A 15965-nucleotide genomic window follows, 5' to 3' on the forward strand; every position below is an offset into this window, starting at 1 on the left:
CTCGATTGAACTTCTTCGAGCAGCAGGCGCAGGCGCGCCGCAGCACCACCCGCCTGGTCGTCCTGTTCGCGCTGGCGGTGGCCGGCATCGTGCTGGCCATCGACCTCGCGGTGGCGGCGGTCGCGGGCCCCAACTGGGGCCTGCTGGCGTTTTCGACCCTGGCCACGCTGGCGGTGATCGGCCTGGGCTCGCTGTACCGGCTGGCGTCGCTGCGCGGCGGTGGTGACGCCGTGGCACTGCAGTTCGGCGGCACGCCGGTACCGCAGGACACCACCGATGCCTCGCTGCGCCGCCTGCGCAACGTGGTCGAGGAGATCTCGATCGCCTCGGGCGTGCCGATGCCCAGCCTCTACGTGCTCGAGAACGAAGCGGCGATCAATGCCTTCGCGGCCGGCTATTCGACCAGCGACGCCGCGATCGCGGTGACCCGCGGCGCCCTCGACCGCCTCAACCGCGACGAGCTGCAGGGCGTCATCGCCCACGAATTCAGCCATGTGCTCAATGGCGACATGCGCCTGAACATCCGCCTGATGGGCGTGCTGTTCGGGATCCTCATGATCAGCCTGATCGGGCGCAAGGTGCTTTACCTGGGCGGCGGCCGCGACCGCAACGCGGCCGCGATCATGATGGCCGCACTGGTGGCGCTGGTGGTCGGCAGCATCGGCACCTTCTTCGGCCGCATGATCAAGGCCAGCGTCAGCCGTTCGCGCGAGCGCCTGGCCGATGCTTCGGCGGTGCAGTTCACGCGGCAGACCGCGGGCCTTGCCGGCGCGCTGAAGAAGATCGCGGGACTCTCCGACGGCTCGCGCCTGAGCGATCGTGCGGATGCGGAGGAGGCCAGCCACATGCTGTTCGGCGATGGCGTCGGCTTCAGCGGCCTGTTCGCCACCCACCCGCCGCTCCTCGAGCGCATCCAGGCGCTGGAGCCCGGCTTCCGCAGCGAGCAGCTGGAGCGGCTGCGCGGGCAGTGGGCGCTGACCCCGCCCTCGGGCCTGCAGGAGGACCGGATGATGGGCCTGGACGGCCACGCGGGCGCGCTGCCCGCGCGCGATGCGCATCTGGACGTGACGCCGCCGATGGTGTCCGCCCAGGTCGGCAACCCGGAGGCCGACGACTACGTCCGCGCCGACGCCATCGTCCACGGCATGCCGGGCTCGCTGCGGACCCTGGCGCAATCGCGCGAGGCGGTGCTGCCGCTGGTGCTCGGCCTGCTGCTCGACGACGACGCGGGGATCCGCGGCCGGCAGCTGCCGGAGATCACCGCCCGCCTGGGCGAAGAGGTCGCGCGCGGGGCGCTGGCCTTGCACGGCGGCGACCTCGCCGGACTGCACCCGATGCAGCGCCTGCCGCTGGCCGCGCTCGCCTTCCCGGTGCTGCGCCGGCGCCCTCGGCCGGAGCTGGAAGCCTTCCTCGACACCGTCCACGCCGTGGTCCATGGCGACGGCAAGGTGTCGCTGTTCGAATACTGCCTGGCGCGCCTGCTGGAAGTGCAGTTGCGCGAGTCGCTGGATCCGCGCCGGCACGCCCGCTTCGGCCGCCGAAAGCCGGGCAGCGTGCGCCAGGAATTCGCGACCCTGCTTGCGGTGGTGGCGCAGGCCGGCAACCCGGGTGATCCCGCCGCCGCGCAGCGCGCCTACCTGGCCGGCCTGCAGCGGGTGCTGCCGCGCGACCACCTGCCGTACGCGCCGCCGGCCAATGGCGCGCTCGCGCTCGACGAGGTCTGGCCGGCGCTCGACGCGCTGGAGCCGTTGGCCAAGCAGCTGATGGTCGAGGCGGTGACCGCCGCCGCCAGCCACGATGGCCGCATCTCGGTGGCCGAGTCCGAGCTGCTGCGCACCATCTGCGGCGTCCTGCACTGCCCGCTGCCGCCGGGGCTGGAAGCCGCCTGAGCGTCCGGGCCACGCTGCGTTCCCCGCGCCGAGGTGGCGGCGGCCGCCTTCGATCGGATAACGTGCCGCAAGCGATGGGCGGCAACCGGAAGGCATCGGTTTGATGATCAGCGAGCAGGCGGGCGCCGACCGGCGCCTGGGGCGCTTCCGGGCCGCATTGTCCGCCTCGCCGCCGCTGTGGTGGGCGATGCTGTACTTCTTCAGCCTGCTCTGCGGCTACTACGTGCTGCGCCCCGTGCGCGACGCCATGGGTGCATCGTCGGATGCCGCCGCGGTATTCCCGCGCGGCCTGATCGCGCTGGGCGAGCGCTTCGGCATCGAGCTCGGCGAGTTCACCCTGCAGCTGCTGTTCACCGCCACCTTCATCGCCATGGTCGTACTGCAGCCGCTGTACGGCGCGCTGGTGTCGCGCTTCCCGAGGCGGGTGTTCCTGCCGGCGGTGTACCTGGCCTTCATCGCCTGCCTGTTCGGCTTCTGGTGGGCCTTCGACAGTGCCATTCCCGGCCGCGGCGCGGCGTTCTTCGTCTGGGTGGCGGTGTTCAACCTGTTCGCGGTGACCGTGTTCTGGAGCTTCATGGCCGACGTGTTCGACAACGCGAATGCCAAACAGGTCTACGGCTACATCGGTGCCGCCGGCACGGTCGGCGCCCTGGTCGGTCCGGCGATCACCCGCTTCCTGGTCGAGCCGGTGGGCGTGGCCAACCTGCTGCTGGTGTCGGCCGGCTTCCTCGGCATCTGCCTGCTCTGCATCATGAAGCTGCGGCCCTGGGCGAGGGCCCGCGAGCACGCACGCGAGGGCATCGACGGGCAGGCCATGGGTGGCTCGATGCTGGCCGGTCTGCGCCTGGTCTGGCAGAGGCCGCTGCTGCGCGCGCTGGCACTGCTGATGTTCTTCGGCGTCGGCGTGGGCACCCTGCTGTACAACGAACAGGCGCGGATCGTACGCGCCGCCTTTGCCACCGCCGAAGAGCGGGCGGCCTTCTACTCCATGCTCGACTGGGCGATCAACGGGCTGACCATCGCCATCCAGCTGCTGCTCACGCGCTTCCTGCTGCAGCGCTACGGGATCGCGCCGCTGCTGCTGCTGCCGGCGTTCGCGATCATGCTGGGCTTCGCCGCGCTGTCGGCCTCGCCGCTGCCGATGCTGGTGGCGATCGTGCAGATCGTGACCCGCGCCAGCGAGTTTTCCCTGGCCAAGCCCGCGCGCGAGACCCTGTACACGCGCGTCGACCGCGAGGAGCGCTACAAGGCCAAGGCGGTGATCGACACCGCGGTCTACCGCGGCGGCGACCTCACCTTCGTCTGGGTGCACAAGGCGCTGGCCACGCTGGGCTCGAGCATGGTGTTCCTGGCCGGACTGGGCATCGCCCTGGGCATGGCGTTCGGCGCATGGCGGGTGGTGCGCGCCGAGCGCACGCTCCCGCAGGACCCGCGTGCGGAGCCTGCGCATGCACCCCCCAAGCCAACGTGAGCGGCTGAAGGCCGCTTCGTCGCTGCGGCACCATGGTTCCGCCGGCGCGCGCGGGCGGCTCTATCCGGCGAACGCCGCAAGCGCGAACAGGACCGCGCCCAGCGCGAAGGCGAGGCTGAGCGCATGCACCATCGGATGGTTGACGCGTAACCACACGAACTGGGTGGCCAGGCGCAGCATCCAGAATCCCGACATGCCGAACAGGAGCGCGCGGCCCAGGGGCGTGCCGGCAAGCGCCTGGGGATGCAGCAGGCACAGCACGGCGACCAGGAGGAACACCCAGACCAGCTGCACGTTCGCGATCTGCACGATCGCGCGGTTGGGCAACGTCGTGGTGGCCAGCGTCCGCGGCCATTTGAACAGGGTCCAGAACGCCAGGTGGAACAGCGCGAAGCCAAGGCTGTGGATGGCGCACAGCAGGAGCAGCGCCTGCGTGCTCACGGTTGTACGGGCTTCGGCGAGACCCACATCGAGATACGTGCGCGGAACACGGCTTCGCCCGCAGGGTCGGTGACCGTCACCGCGACCGGCAGCGCGTAGCCTTCCGCGGCCTCCACGACCGCCGCCGCTGGCATCGCCACCGCGCGCATCATGCCCATGGCCTTCTTCAGGTACTCGACCTCCATGCCCTTCGGAATCCAGCGCATGGACGGCGGCAGGCTGGCGTCTATCGCAAGCCCGCCGGCAAGCTCGGCCAGATTGCACAGCGCGATCGCATGCACGCTGCCGATGTGGTTGCTGACGCGGCGGCGGTGGCGCAGGGTCGCCTCGCAGCGGCCGGGTTCCAGGCGCTCGATCCGCGGCGAGATGCTGGCGAAGTAGGGCGCATTCAGGCAGACCAGCTTCGAGAACAGCCAGCTGCCGCAGGGCCAGCGGGTGACGCGGCGGTGGATGTCGAGGATGGACGCGGCCATGGCGGGCTCCGGACGTGACGAGGGCGCCGGTCGGGCGCCCTCGGGATGTGCTTCGGATCAGGCCGCCTCGCGCGTCCCGTCCGGGCGATCGCGGTCGTAGTAGGTCGCCGCCCGCAGCTCGTGCACGTCGAAGTCGTCGACGGTGATCGTGTCGAGCGTCATCGCGCGCAGCTCCTCGAGCTGGACTCGCTCCTCCGCGGTGATCCAGCCCTCGCGCACGCCCTCGTCGAGCTGGCTGGCGAAGTCGAGCGCCTCGATGCCCTTGTTCTTCAGCGCCTTGAGGAACTTGCGCTCCACCGGCTCAGCGGCCACGGCGGCCGCCAGGTAGCTGTTGATGCGGCCGGCCGGATTGTTCTCGCAGGGCGTGGTGAACACGCCCTGTGCCAGCCGGTCGCGGGCTTCGTTGGGCGACATCAGCAGCGCCGCGACGCGGTGGCCGAGGCGGTCGCCGGGGGCCACCGCGCGGCGGCCGAGCGGGAAGATCAGCGCCCACATCAGCCAGCCCACCGGGCGGATCGGGAAGTTGCGCAGCGCGGCCGACAGCGCGGTTTCCATCTTGTGCACGCTGTCGTGGTAGGCCCAGGCCAGCAGCGGCTGGTCGGCGGCCGGCGCGCCCTCGTCGTGGTAGCGCTTGAGCATGGCGCTGGTCATGTACAGGTGGCTGAGCACGTCGCCCAGGCGTCCGGACAGCGATTCCTTGAACTTCAGCTTGCCGCCCAGCATCAGCATCGACACGTCGGCCATCAGCGCCAGGTTGGCGGAGTGGCGGTTGAGGCGGCGGAAGTAGCGGCGGGTGTAGTCGTCGCCGGGCGCCTTGCCGAAGCGCGAGCCGGTGATGGCGAACCACACCGAACGCACCGCGTTGGAGATCGCGTAACGGATGTGTCCAAACAGGGCGGTGTCGAAGGCCTCCAGGCCGGCGCGCTCGTCCGGATCCTGCGCGGCGCGCATCTCTTTCATCACCCAGGGATGGCAGAGGATCGCGCCCTGGCCGAAGATCAGCAGGCTGCGGGTCATGATGTTGGCGCCCTCGACCGTGATCGCGATCGGCGAGGCCTGCCAGGCGCGGCCGGCGAAGTTGCGCGGGCCGAGGATGATGCCCTTTCCGCCGATCACGTCCATGACGTCCTTGGCGACCTCGCGGCCCATCTCGGTGCAGTGGTACTTGGCAATCGCCGAAGGCACCGCCGGCACGTCGCCGCGGTCGACCGCGGCCGCGGTGGCCTGCGACAGCGCGCTGATCGCATAGGCCTTGGCTCCCATGCGCGCCAGCGCCTCCTCCACGCCCTCGAAGCGGCCGATCGACAGGCCGAACTGCTTGCGGATGCGCGCGTAGGCGCCGGTGGTGACCGCGCCGGCCTTGGCGCCGCCGCTGGCGGTGGAGGGCAGGGTGATCGAGCGGCCGATCGACAGGCACTCGCTGAGCATGCGCCAGCCCTCGCCGAAGCCGTTCTCCTCGCCGATGATCTGGCTCAGCGGCACGAACACCTCGTGGCCGTGGATCGGGCCGTTCTGGAACGGCGAGTTCAGCGGGAAGTGGCGGCGGCCGATGTCCATGCCCTCGACGTCGCGCGGCACCAGGGCCAGGGTGATGCCGATGTCGCGGACGTCGCCAAGCAGGCCGTCGGGGTCGTACATGCGGAAGGCCAGGCCGATCAGCGAGGCCACCGGTGCGAGCGTGATGTAGCGCTTCTCGAAGGTGAGCTTCACGCCCAGCACCCGGGCGCCGTCCCACTCGCCCTCGCAGACGATGCCGAAGTCGGGGATCGAGGTCGCGTCGGAGCCTGCGAAGGGCCCGGTCAGGCCGAAGCAGGGCACCTCGCGGCCGTCGGCCAGGCGCGGCAGGTAGTAGTCCTTCTGCGCCTTCGTGCCGTAGTGCATCAGCAGCTCGCCCGGGCCGAGCGAGTTGGGCACGCCGACCGTGGAGCTGACCACGCTCGAGGCCGAGGCCAGCTTCTGGATCACCTTGTGGTGGGCCAGCGCGCTGAAGCCGAGGCCGCCGTACTCCTTCGGAATGATCATGCCGAAGAAGCGGTTGTCCTTCATGAACTGCCACATTTCCGGCGGCAGGTCGGCGCGGACGTGGGTGATATCCCAGTCGTTGGTCATGCGGCAGAGCTGCTCGACCGGGCCGTCGAGGAAGGCTTGCTCCTCGGTGGTCAGCACCGGCCTGGACTGCGACATGAGCTGGTTCCAGTCCGGCGCGCCCGAGAACAGTTCGCCCTCGAAGCCGACTGAACCGGCTTCAAGCGCGATGCGCTCGGTCTGCGACAGCGGCGGCAGGATCTTCCGGTAGAACTTCAGCAGCGGACCGGTGAGCAGCGGCTTGCGGATGAAGGGCAGCAGCAGCGGCACCGCGACCAGCGCGGTCAGCACGATCGCGACGACGGTTGCGGCGCGGTTGGCGCCCAGCAGCCAGCAGGCGGCCAGGCCGGCGGCGGTGATCGCCGTCCAGGTGGCCAGGCGCATGCGGTGGTAGGCAGCGAAGGCGCCGGCCAGCAACAGGACGAGGAAGGGGGCGACGATACTCATGGCACGGTCTCCGCGAGCCTTGCGCTCGCCTTGGGCTTGATGGAGGCCAGTGTGCACCCGGCGCGCGGCGCGGGTCCCCGGACTGGCCCATACGGCGCAGTATGGACACGCCCGCCGCGGCCTGTCAACGCGCCGAGGCGTGGCCGAGACTGTCCCGCACCCATGCGTATGGATACACTCCGGGGATGAACAGACCCGCCGCGAAGAGCGAACGCAGCCGGCTCAGCGCCGACGACTGGGCCGAGGCCGCGCTCGACCTCATCGCCGAGCAGGGGGTGGCCGCGGTCGCGGTCGAGCCGCTGGCGCGCCGGCTCGGTGTCACCAAGGGCAGCTTCTACTGGCATTTCCCTTCGCGCGACGCACTGCTGCAGGCGGCGCTGGAGCGCTGGGAGGCCTTCGAGGAACAGGAGCTCTTCGGCAAGCTCGAAGCCGTGGCGGATCCCGCCGAGCGCCTGCGCTCGCTGTTCCAGATGGTCGCGCGCGAGTTCAAGTCGCACGTGGTCTACAGCGCCTTGCTGAAGGCGCCCGACCATCCGGCGGTGCAGCCGGTGATCGACCGGGTTTCGCAGCGGCGCCTGGACTACCTCACCGCCTCCTTCCGCCAGGCCGGACTCGGGCGCACCGATGCCCGGCACCGCGCGCGGCTGACCTATGCCGCCTACGTCGGCTTCCTGCAGCTCAACCTGCAGCTGCACCAGGCGCGCATGCCGCAGGAGGAGTTCGACGAGTACGTCGAGCACCTGATGGATACGCTCGTGCCCCGCTGAGGGGCCCGCAGTGCTGTTTGATGCTGCGATGCAGCACGGCGACCGTCCGCGCGGTCGCTAGAATTGCGTGTCCAGCCTTAGAAAAGCGCACTCCGGAGGCGCGAGACATGAATGCAGTTCCCCAGCAGGGCGCCGATGCGACGCCCGGCACCCGGCTTGCGTCCCTGCAGCAGTGGGTCGACGACGTCGCCGCCCTGACTCGCCCCGACCGCGTGGTCTGGTGCGACGGCAGCGACGCCGAGGCCGCCGCCCTCCAGCAGGCCATGCTGGCCGACGGCACCCTGCTGGAGCTCAACCAGGACACCCATCCCGGCTGCGTACTGCACCGCTCGCACCCCGACGACGTCGCCCGCGTCGAGCACCTGACCTTCGTCTGCCACGAGAAGCGCGAGGACGCCGGCCCCAACAACCACTGGATGGCCCCGGCCGAGGCGCACGCGAAGATCGACGCCCTGTTCGAGGGCTGCATGGAGGGCCGCACCCTGTACGTGGTGCCCTACTGCATGGGCCCGATCGACTCGAAGCTGGCGCGCTGCGGCGTCGAGATCACCGACTCGCCCTACGTGGTCGCCAACATGCGCCTGATGACGCGTATGGGCGCGGCCGCGCTGGCGCGCATCGAGCGCGAGGGCGCCGAGGGCAAGCCGCTGGTGCGCGGCCTGCATTCCACCGGCGAGCTCGACCCGGACCGCCGCTACATCATGCATTTCCCCGAGGAGCTGGTGATCAAGTCCTACGGCTCCGGTTACGGCGGCAACGCCCTGCTCGGCAAGAAGTGCCATGCGCTCCGCATCGCCTCGCACCAGGCGCGCAGCGAGGGCTGGCTGGCCGAGCACATGCTGATCGTCGGCATCGAGAACCCACAGGGCGAAGTGCACTACGTCGCCGCGGCCTTCCCGAGCGCCTGCGGCAAGACCAACCTCGCCATGCTGATCCCGCCGGAGTCCTACCGCGAGCAGGGCTGGAAGGTGTGGACGGTGGGCGACGACATCTGCTGGATGCATCCCGGCGAGGACGGCCGCCTGTGGGCGATCAACCCCGAGGCGGGCTTCTTCGGCGTTGCGCCGGGCACCTCGGAGAAGTCCAACCCGAATGCGCTGCACACCATCGAACGCGACACCATCTTCACCAACGTCGCGACCACCGATGACGGCCAGCCCTGGTGGGAAGGCCTGGACAAGCGCGTGCCGGCGAAGGACTGGCAGGGTCGCGACTTCGACCCGGCGCGCGGCCCGGCCGCGCATCCCAACTCGCGCTTCACCGTGAGCGCCAAGCAGTGCCCGACCTTCTCGCCGCATGCGGAGGATCCGCAGGGCGTACCGATCAGCGCGATCGTGTTCGGCGGCCGGCGCTCGAGCCTGGTGCCGCTGGTGTTCGAATCGCGCGACTGGGCGCACGGCGTGCTGGTGGGCGCGGCGATGGGCTCGGAGACCACCGCGGCGGCCACCGGCGCGGTCGGCGTGATGCGCCGTGATCCGATGGCGATGAAGCCCTTCTGTGGCTACAGCTTCGCCGACTACTTCGCGCACTGGCTGTCCTTTGACAGGCCGGATGCGAAGCTGCCGAAGGTCTTCCACGTCAACTGGTTCCGCAAGGACGCCGACGGCCGCTTCATGTGGCCCGGCTTCGGCGACAACCTGCGCGTGCTGGAGTGGATCATCGGCCGCGTCGACGGCAGCACCGCGGCCGACGCCGCGGCCATCGGCCACGTGCCGGCGACGGGTGCGCTCAACCTCGACGGCGCGGACGTGTCCGCCGAGGCAATGGCCGAACTGCTGCACGTGGACGCCGAAGGCTGGAAGGCCGAGGCCGACGCGGTCGAGGCCTACCTCGACGAGCTCGGCGTGCCCGCGGCATCGCCGCTGCGCGCGAGCCTGGAGCCGTTGCGCGCCGGGTCCTGATTCCCGCCCCCCGTGTACGCACCCTGCGCCGGCTGATGCCGGCGCAGGCGTTTCAGGCCAGCGGCATCACGTCGAAGGCGAGGCTTATCCGCGGCCGCGTGCCGCGGTAGGGCCGGGTGTGGTGGAAATAGTAGGAAGGGAAGCTCATCGCTTCGCCGGTTAGCGGCGCGTGCACGTGTTCCCGTGGCGCTGAAGCCATCGTCGCCGGCGGCGGGTGGCCGAACACCAGCGAGCCGTCCTCCGGCCCCGGCGCGGCGTCACCGGCGTCGACGTAGAGCACGCCGCTGAGCCAGCCGGCGGGATGGATGTGCGGATCCTGGCGCCCGTCCTCGTGGAGTACCGTCGCCCAGGACTGCAGCCGCCAGCGGCGCGGCGCGGTGCGGCCCCAGGGGTGCACCTGCAGGACGGGATCGTCCGCCACCCCGGCGATCCGGCGGGCGACGAAGTCCTCGACGAAGGCGCCGTAGCCGGCGAACGGCGAGCCTGGCGACAGGTCCAGCATCGCGCTCTGCTGGCCGCGCCGGGTCGAGCGTCCGGCCGGTTCCCAGCGCAACCCCGGGTGCGCGAGCGTCGCTTCGCGCAGCCCGTCCAGGTCCACGCCGTCGACGCGGCCGCCGGAGAGAAGCCGGTCGTGGTCCATCAGCAGGTCCACGGTGGCGCCATCGCCCAGATCGTTGGCGGCCATGTAGAGGCCGGCCAGGGCGGTCTGGTCGCGTGGATCAAGCTCGAGCGCGCGCGCGAAGCGCAGGCGGGCCTCGTCGGCGCGGCCGGTCGAAAGCAGGGCCACCGCGTGGTCGGTGAGTGCCGCGGGATCGGCGGGTGCGCGGCGTTCGGACTCGGCCAGCAGCGGCAGCGCCTCCGCCGTGCGCCCGGCGCCGTGCAGGGCGTTGCCGAGGCTGCGCAGGATGCGCGCATCGCCGGGCGCCGCCGCCCGTGCCCGTTCCAGGTACGGGATGGCTTCCGCATGGCGGTCGAGGCGCTGCAGGAGCACGCCGGCGTTCGCGACCGGCTCGACGCCGTGCGGATCCAGGTGCGCGACTTCGATGAAGTCGGCAAGCGCCTCCTCCGCGCGCTCGCTGGCGTTGAAGGCCAGTGCGCGGTTGAACAGCAGGGCGGGGTTGCGCGGGCTGAGCGCGATCGCCGCGTCGAAATCGGCGATGGCCGCATCGAAGCGGCCTGCGCGCGCGTGCGTGGTGCCGCGCAGTCCAAGGAGTGCCGTGTCCGGGCCGTACTCATCGAGCGCCAGGTCGAGTATCGCGATCGCGCCGTGCACGTCGTTGCGTTGCAAATAGGCACGTGCGGCGTGGATGCGGGCGTCGAGGGTGCTCATGCATGGAATGACGCGTCAGGTTCCATTCATCATGCAGGCGCAGTGCCGTGGCTTTCAAGGTGCGGCGGACGTCTCCCGACGCATGGTCAGGCGGCGCATGGCCAGTGCTTCGATGGACGAGGCCACGCGCCGCGGATCGCAGAGGCGTCGCTCCGCCACCGCAGCGGACGTGCGGACGCGGAGCGCGGCCAGGGCCGCCGGATCGTTGGCGAGCTCCGCCGCGCGCGACACGTAGGCCTCCTCGTCCCCGCAGACCAGTCCGTCCAGGCCAAGGAACCCGTTGAGCCCCGCGCCCAGCCGGGACAGCGCGTGCCCGCCGCGGCGCGACAGCAGCGGCAGTCCTGCCGCGACGGCGGCGATGCCGGTGGCGCCGGCCTGGTAGCGGAAGGCGTCCAGGAACAGGTCGCAGCTGGCGGCGCGGTCGGCCTGCCTTTCTGCTGGCAGGTGGCCGCAGGGATGGAGCCGCGCGGCGTCGCCGCCGTGGCGCAGCCAGGCCGCCATGAAGCCCTCGCGCGCCACCTCGGGCAGGTAGACCAGGAGGTGCGCGCGCGGCGCCATGCGCAGGATCCGCGCCCAGGCGGCGACCAGTGCATCGTCGAGCTTGTAGCTGTTGTTGAAGCTCGCCAGCAGCGGTACGCCGGCAGGCAGGCCCAGGCCAGCGCGGTCGGCGCGCCCGGCCGGCATCGGGCCTGAGGGGAACATCAGCGTGTCCAGGTGCAGCACTTCGTCCGACCAGGGCCAGGCCGCGTCCGGCGGCTGGACATGGCGGTCGAGCACGATGCCGTCCAGCCACGGCGCCTGCTGGCCGTGGATGAAGCCGAGCCAGCCCAGCTGCACCGCGCAGGGGCGCAGCGCGAGGATCTCGGGGCGGGCACCTGCGGTGGGGCCGCCGAGGTCGATGAGCACGTCGATGCCGTCCTCGCGCACCTGGCGCGCGATGGCGTCGCTGGCCATCGTCGAGCAGTCGCTGAAGGCGTCGCAGCCGGCGCGGATGTCGGCGGCGATTCCGTCGTCGTGCCGCTGCAGCGAATAGCCGTGGACCTCGAAGCGCGTCCGGTCGTGCGCGGCGAAGTGTCCGCGCAGGAGGCTGCCCACCGCGTGTTTGCCGAAGTCGGCGGAGAGATAGCCGATGCGGATGCGGTCACGCGCTGTCGTGGGCCGGGAGGTTGGCGGCGGCAGCGGCCGCAGCGCGCGCGCGCGGGCCAGCGTGCGTGCCGCCTGGCGGTCGAGCGCGATGCGCGTGGCCGCATCGCCCAGGCCCAGCCAGGACATCGGGAAGGGCTCGGGCACGTCGTCGACCCGGGTGGCACCGGCCTCGAGGCGCTGCGCGGCCATCGCGGCGTGGGCCCGGCTGTCTTCGAGGCGGCAGGCCAAGGCCTCGACCTGGGCGAGGCGCACCAGGATGTCGGCTCGCCCGGGCGCGGCGGCGTGAGCGCGGAGGTAGAAGTCGCGGGCGACCATGGCGTCGCCCGCGCGCTCGGCGCAGATCGCCACGTTCATGGCTTCGCCGGGATGGCCGTCCATCGCACGCCGGTAGGCCGCGGCGGCCTCACCCCATTGCCGGCGGGCGTGGAGGGCCTGGCCCAGCCAGTGCCAGGCTTCATACAGGTCCGGCTCGGCGGCCACGCAGGTACGAAGCAGGGGCTCGGCGGCGCCCGGATCGCCGGCCATCACCGCCAGGCTGCCCGCGGCCAGCAGGGCCAGCGGATCGCGCGGCGCCGCGGCCAGCGCGCGGGAGGCCGCTTCGCGGCCGCCGGCGATGTTGCCATGCGCGCGCAGCGCGAGCGCGAGCATCGTTGCCGCCTGCGCGTCATCCGCATCGGCGGCGGACAAGTCGCGCAGCAGCGTGATCGCCTCCTCGCCATGTCCGGCCTGCAGCAGCAACGCCGCGAAATCCCGGCGCAGCGTGGGGTCGGCGGGCGAGGCGGCCAGCGCCCGCCGGTAGTGCGTCCGGGCCGCCTCGACGTCCCCCGCACGGTGCAGCCGCCGGGCCTCCGAGCCGTCATCCACGGGAAGCGATCTCCAGCGTCCAGCCGAGCTTGGCGCCCGGTCGCTGCTCCAGGCTGCCGCAGGCGACGGCGTGGCCCGCACTCCGGAACCGGTCGGCAAGTGCTTCCAGTTCGGGGGCCCCGAGCAGCGCGTCGTGCAGCTGCATGAGGCGTTCCTCCTCGTCGCGCAGCCATTGCCGGAGCGCCTCCAACGCCTGCCGGGCGCGCAACGGATCGGCCGAGGCCGACCGCACGGCCTGCGAAAGCGCAGGCATGAAACGTCCGAGCACCTCGCCGGCACCCGGCTCGGCGGCACGCTCGAGCAGGTCGCCCGCCGCATCATTGAAGGCCGCCCGCGTGGCTTCGGCACGCGGATCCGTGGCCAGCGCGGACCGCTCCGCCTGGGTCCGCGCATGGGCCAGCACATCAACCACGGCGTCCGCGCTCGCGAGCATCGGGCTGCCATGCAGCAGGTGGCCGAACCATGGCAGGCGTTCGGCGGACACCCGGGCGACCAGGCTGTCGCTGGAGTGGAGTACCATCGCCGCGGCACCGCGGCGGCCAAGCACGCGCAGTGCCTCGACGATGGCCGCTTCGCGCGGCGCGTACTCGAAGGCGAACTGCGAGACCAGCAGGTCGATGCCTCCGTCGGCGAACGGCAGGGCGGTCAGTGAAGTGCGCGGATGGAAAGTGATGCCCTCGAACGCGCTGGCGTCGGCGGCGCCGGCCGCGGCGGGCGAGATGTCGGCGAGGTCGACGCCGTGCACCTCCAGGCGCTTGCGCCCGGCGTGCGCGGTGTCCATGGCCAGCAGTGCCAGCGCACCGTTGCCGGTGCCGACGTCGACCACCACGCCACCGTCGGGCAGGCGGGCGAAGTGCGACTGCCAGAACGCCCGCACGGGACCGTCGTAGTTGCCGTCGATGGCGGTGGCGCAGGAGTGCAGCACGCCGCTGCGCCACAGGCGCGTCCACGCTCCCTGCGGGTCATCGGGGGGAGGGCTGCCGGCAATGGATTCTGCGTCGCTCACAGTGGAGGCGTCTTCCAGCGGCACCATGCGTTCAGCGCGACGACGATGCGCGGGCGCTCGCCGGTGTACGGGAAGACCTCGTGCAGCAGGTAGGACGGGAACGCGATCAGCTGGCCCGCCTCGTGCGTCAGTTTCCAGGCACCTATGCGATAGGGGATCTGCAGATGCTCGTTGGCGGGGTCGCGGTACATGTCGCTGCCCACGCGCGGGTCATGGAAGCGCACGGCGCCGCTCTGTGCCTCGGTGGAGTCGCCCGGGTCCACGCAGTAGATCGCCGACCAGCTGGCGTTCGGATGGTTGTGCACCGACTGGAAGCCGCCCTTGCGGGTGACGTGGAACCAGCTGTGCATGTCCATCTCGATGTTGTCCATCCGCGCGTCGTCGAAGCCGCTGATGCCGCGGATGAAGTTGGCGAGCAGGCTGTCGATGTGGTCGAACAGTGTCCGCACGGGCGCTTCCTGCCGCTTGTGCAGGTAGAAGTTGCTCTCGAAGATCCGGTACTGGGTGTCGCGCGCCTGGATGTCGCGGTGTCGTTCGCCTTCCGCCTCCATGCGCAGGAACAGTTCGCGGAGGCCGGCATTCAGTGCTTCGGCGTCGGGCATCTGTGCCTGCAGCAGCGGGACCGCGTACAGCGGATGCACGGTGGCCTGGACTTCATCGTTCTGGGTCATGGATTCCGCGGCTGTGGATCGATGGAGAGGTGATGATGCCATCACCGGTCCGCGCCATCGCGCACCGCGGCGAGGAATGCGGCCGACGCGGGCAGGAACCGGCGGGCGCTGCCGATCGACCGGGTGTGCACGGGTTCTCGGACCTGGCCCTCGCTGTAGGTCGCCGTCTGCACGTCGTGGCGCCAGAAATCGGGGATTGACGGATGCCAGTCGAGCCCGAGGCGCGCCAGCAGCGGCCGCAACGTGGCTTCGGGCGCGCGCGCCAGGTCCTCGAAACGGAGGTGCAGCACCCGCGCTCCGGCACGCTCGCGCAGCTGGTGGAGATGGCCCCGGATCGCCGCGGCATAGCGGCCGAGGTCGCTGCCGTCGGAGGCGTATTCGCTTCCCGACTCGAAGTCGTGCATGTGGATCGAGGTTGCGCAATCGTCGAGGTCGCGCACCAGGTGGACCACCAGTGCATCGGGGAAGCGCGCGAGCGCGAGGCCGGCATGCTCGGCGTTGGCCGGCAGCTTGTCGACCACCACGGGCGCTCCGTCCGCGAGGTCCGCGACCGCGGCCCGGTACCAGTCGCGCGCGCCAGCGTCGCCGTCGCCCGTTCCGGTCGCGGAAGGGCGGAACGCGCCGTGGGCCAGTGCGGGCAGGAGGCCCTGTTCGCCGACGTTGGCGATCGACGGATGCGCGCCCAGCAGGCTGGCGAGCAGGGTGGTCCCGCTGCGCGGCAGGCCGACGATGAACACTTCGCGAGCGGGGTCGCCGTGATCGGGAAGCGATGCCAGGGCAAGGTCGGCGGCGAGGCGCGCCGAGAGCGCGCCGCCGTCCCAGGGGCCGAGGCGGCGGCGCTTCATGGCCTGCGATGCGGCGGCCAGCGCGAACGCGCGCTGGGGGTCGTCCGTGGCGACGACGCGGGACAGCGCGAAACCTGCCTTTTCGCGATCGTAGTCCGTGGCGCCGGTGGCAAGGATGCGTTCCAGCGCCTGGCGTGTCTCGCCCGGAACGGCGGTGATGTGTTCGAACTCGGTGTACTTCTGCAATGCGTCGACCCAGTACGGGTGGCGGCACAGCAGCTCCCGGAAGCGCGCACGGGCCTCGTCGCCGTGGCCGACGGCCCGTGCCACCTGGGCGGCCAGCAGCTGTGCATCGGCGGGTGTGCGGGCGTCGACCGGCCAAGCGCCGGTGACGCGCCATGCGCGCTGTGGCCGGTTGCCGAGCAGCATGGCCTGCAGCCAGGCTCCGGTCAGTCGGGGGTCGGTCGATCCGGCGGTCCGCAGGCGATCAAGCACCCGCAGTTGGACATAGGCGTCGCGGCGCAACAGGGGATCGGCAAGCAGCGGCAGAAGCGTCGCCGGATCGGCCTGGACAAGCCGGGCTTCGAGGGCACGGTCGGGGTGAGGTGCCCAGGGGGGATCCCGCTGCTCCATCGGCGGCTCCAAAAAAGACGGCCCGCAGATGCGGGCCGTCCAATGTTACGCAATAA

At 71.3% G+C, this 15965-nt stretch carries 12 protein-coding genes; 4 read left to right on the forward strand and 8 right to left on the reverse strand.

Translation table 11 applies throughout. The features are described from left to right. The first annotated feature begins 5 nt into the window (after positions 1 to 5). Together E2170_RS02430 and E2170_RS02435 are read left to right on the forward strand one after the other, a co-directional pair. The gene (locus E2170_RS02430; protein ID WP_132999053.1) at positions 6 to 1889 is read left to right on the forward strand and encodes a M48 family metallopeptidase; all 1884 of its coding nucleotides are present in this window, start codon (positions 6 to 8) and stop codon (positions 1887 to 1889) included. Between the two features lie 103 nt (positions 1890 to 1992). Further along, complete coding sequence (locus E2170_RS02435; RefSeq protein WP_132999054.1) at positions 1993 to 3360, forward strand: NTP/NDP exchange transporter; 1368 nt, start codon at positions 1993 to 1995, stop codon at positions 3358 to 3360. 60 nt (positions 3361 to 3420) lie between these two features. On the opposite strand, the gene E2170_RS02440 is transcribed toward E2170_RS02435, so the two are convergent. From E2170_RS02440 to E2170_RS02450, 3 genes are read right to left on the reverse strand one after another with little or no spacing between them, the layout of a single operon-like run. Further along, a complete protein-coding gene (locus E2170_RS02440) occupies positions 3421 to 3801 on the reverse strand; it encodes a hypothetical protein (protein ID WP_132999055.1) in 381 nt (126 codons plus the stop codon). Continuing rightward, complete coding sequence (locus E2170_RS02445; protein ID WP_132999056.1) at positions 3798 to 4274, reverse strand: hotdog fold domain-containing protein; 477 nt, start codon at positions 4272 to 4274, stop codon at positions 3798 to 3800. The genes E2170_RS02440 and E2170_RS02445 overlap by 4 nt, the downstream gene beginning before the upstream one ends. A 57-nt stretch (positions 4275 to 4331) precedes the next feature. Next, positions 4332 to 6806 (reverse strand): acyl-CoA dehydrogenase, encoded by a 2475-nt coding sequence (locus E2170_RS02450; RefSeq protein ID WP_132999057.1) that lies wholly within the window; start codon positions 6804 to 6806, stop codon positions 4332 to 4334. 185 nt (positions 6807 to 6991) lie between these two features. Between E2170_RS02450 and E2170_RS02455 the strand changes: the two genes are divergently transcribed. Both E2170_RS02455 and E2170_RS02460 read left to right on the forward strand, forming a co-directional pair. After that, positions 6992 to 7573 carry a TetR/AcrR family transcriptional regulator gene (locus E2170_RS02455; RefSeq protein WP_132999058.1) on the forward strand — a complete coding sequence of 194 codons (582 nt, stop codon included), beginning with the start codon at positions 6992 to 6994 and terminating at the stop codon, positions 7571 to 7573. A gap of 107 nt (positions 7574 to 7680) precedes the next feature. Continuing rightward, positions 7681 to 9474 (forward strand): phosphoenolpyruvate carboxykinase (GTP), encoded by a 1794-nt coding sequence (locus E2170_RS02460; RefSeq protein WP_132999059.1) that lies wholly within the window; start codon positions 7681 to 7683, stop codon positions 9472 to 9474. 52 nt (positions 9475 to 9526) lie between these two features. On the opposite strand, the gene E2170_RS02465 is transcribed toward E2170_RS02460, so the two are convergent. Genes E2170_RS02465 through E2170_RS02485 form a run of 5 tightly spaced genes read right to left on the reverse strand, consistent with a single transcriptional unit; the run spans position 9527 to position 15909 of the window. Further along, complete coding sequence (locus E2170_RS02465; RefSeq protein ID WP_132999060.1) at positions 9527 to 10804, reverse strand: tetratricopeptide repeat protein; 1278 nt, start codon at positions 10802 to 10804, stop codon at positions 9527 to 9529. A gap of 54 nt (positions 10805 to 10858) precedes the next feature. After that, positions 10859 to 12814 (reverse strand): O-linked N-acetylglucosamine transferase, SPINDLY family protein, encoded by a 1956-nt coding sequence (locus E2170_RS02470; protein WP_165942133.1) that lies wholly within the window; start codon positions 12812 to 12814, stop codon positions 10859 to 10861. Further along, positions 12807 to 13820 carry a methyltransferase domain-containing protein gene (locus E2170_RS02475; RefSeq protein ID WP_165942134.1) on the reverse strand — a complete coding sequence of 338 codons (1014 nt, stop codon included), beginning with the start codon at positions 13818 to 13820 and terminating at the stop codon, positions 12807 to 12809. Before E2170_RS02475 ends, E2170_RS02470 begins: the two co-directional genes overlap by 8 nt. Next, entirely contained in the window at positions 13817 to 14491 is a 675-nt protein-coding gene (locus E2170_RS02480; RefSeq protein ID WP_165942135.1) for a TIGR02466 family protein, read from the reverse strand. Before E2170_RS02480 ends, E2170_RS02475 begins: the two co-directional genes overlap by 4 nt. Positions 14492 to 14532: 41 nt before the next feature. Next, positions 14533 to 15909, reverse strand: a complete 1377-nt coding sequence (locus tag E2170_RS02485) for a sulfotransferase (RefSeq protein ID WP_132999064.1) — start codon at positions 15907 to 15909, stop codon at positions 14533 to 14535. Positions 15910 to 15965: the final 56 nt, after the last annotated feature.

Source organism: Luteimonas arsenica, from assembly GCF_004352825.1.
Taxonomy (GTDB): Bacteria; Pseudomonadota; Gammaproteobacteria; order Xanthomonadales; family Xanthomonadaceae; genus Luteimonas; species Luteimonas arsenica.

Bases quoted from the DNA above. Each gene is read 5' to 3' on its own strand.
- E2170_RS02435 (WP_132999054.1), top strand. From the start codon at position 1,993: ATGATCAGCGAGCAGGCGGGCGCCGACCGGCGCCTGGGGCGCTTCCGG.
- E2170_RS02445 (WP_132999056.1), bottom strand. From the start codon at position 4,274: ATGGCCGCGTCCATCCTCGACATCCACCGCCGCGTCACCCGCTGGCCC.
- E2170_RS02450 (WP_132999057.1), bottom strand. From the start codon at position 6,806: ATGAGTATCGTCGCCCCCTTCCTCGTCCTGTTGCTGGCCGGCGCCTTC.
- E2170_RS02455 (WP_132999058.1), top strand. From the start codon at position 6,992: ATGAACAGACCCGCCGCGAAGAGCGAACGCAGCCGGCTCAGCGCCGAC.
- E2170_RS02460 (WP_132999059.1), top strand. From the start codon at position 7,681: ATGAATGCAGTTCCCCAGCAGGGCGCCGATGCGACGCCCGGCACCCGG.
- E2170_RS02465 (WP_132999060.1), bottom strand. From the start codon at position 10,804: ATGAGCACCCTCGACGCCCGCATCCACGCCGCACGTGCCTATTTGCAA.
- E2170_RS02480 (WP_165942135.1), bottom strand. From the start codon at position 14,491: ATGACCCAGAACGATGAAGTCCAGGCCACCGTGCATCCGCTGTACGCG.
- E2170_RS02485 (WP_132999064.1), bottom strand. From the start codon at position 15,909: ATGGAGCAGCGGGATCCCCCCTGGGCACCTCACCCCGACCGTGCCCTC.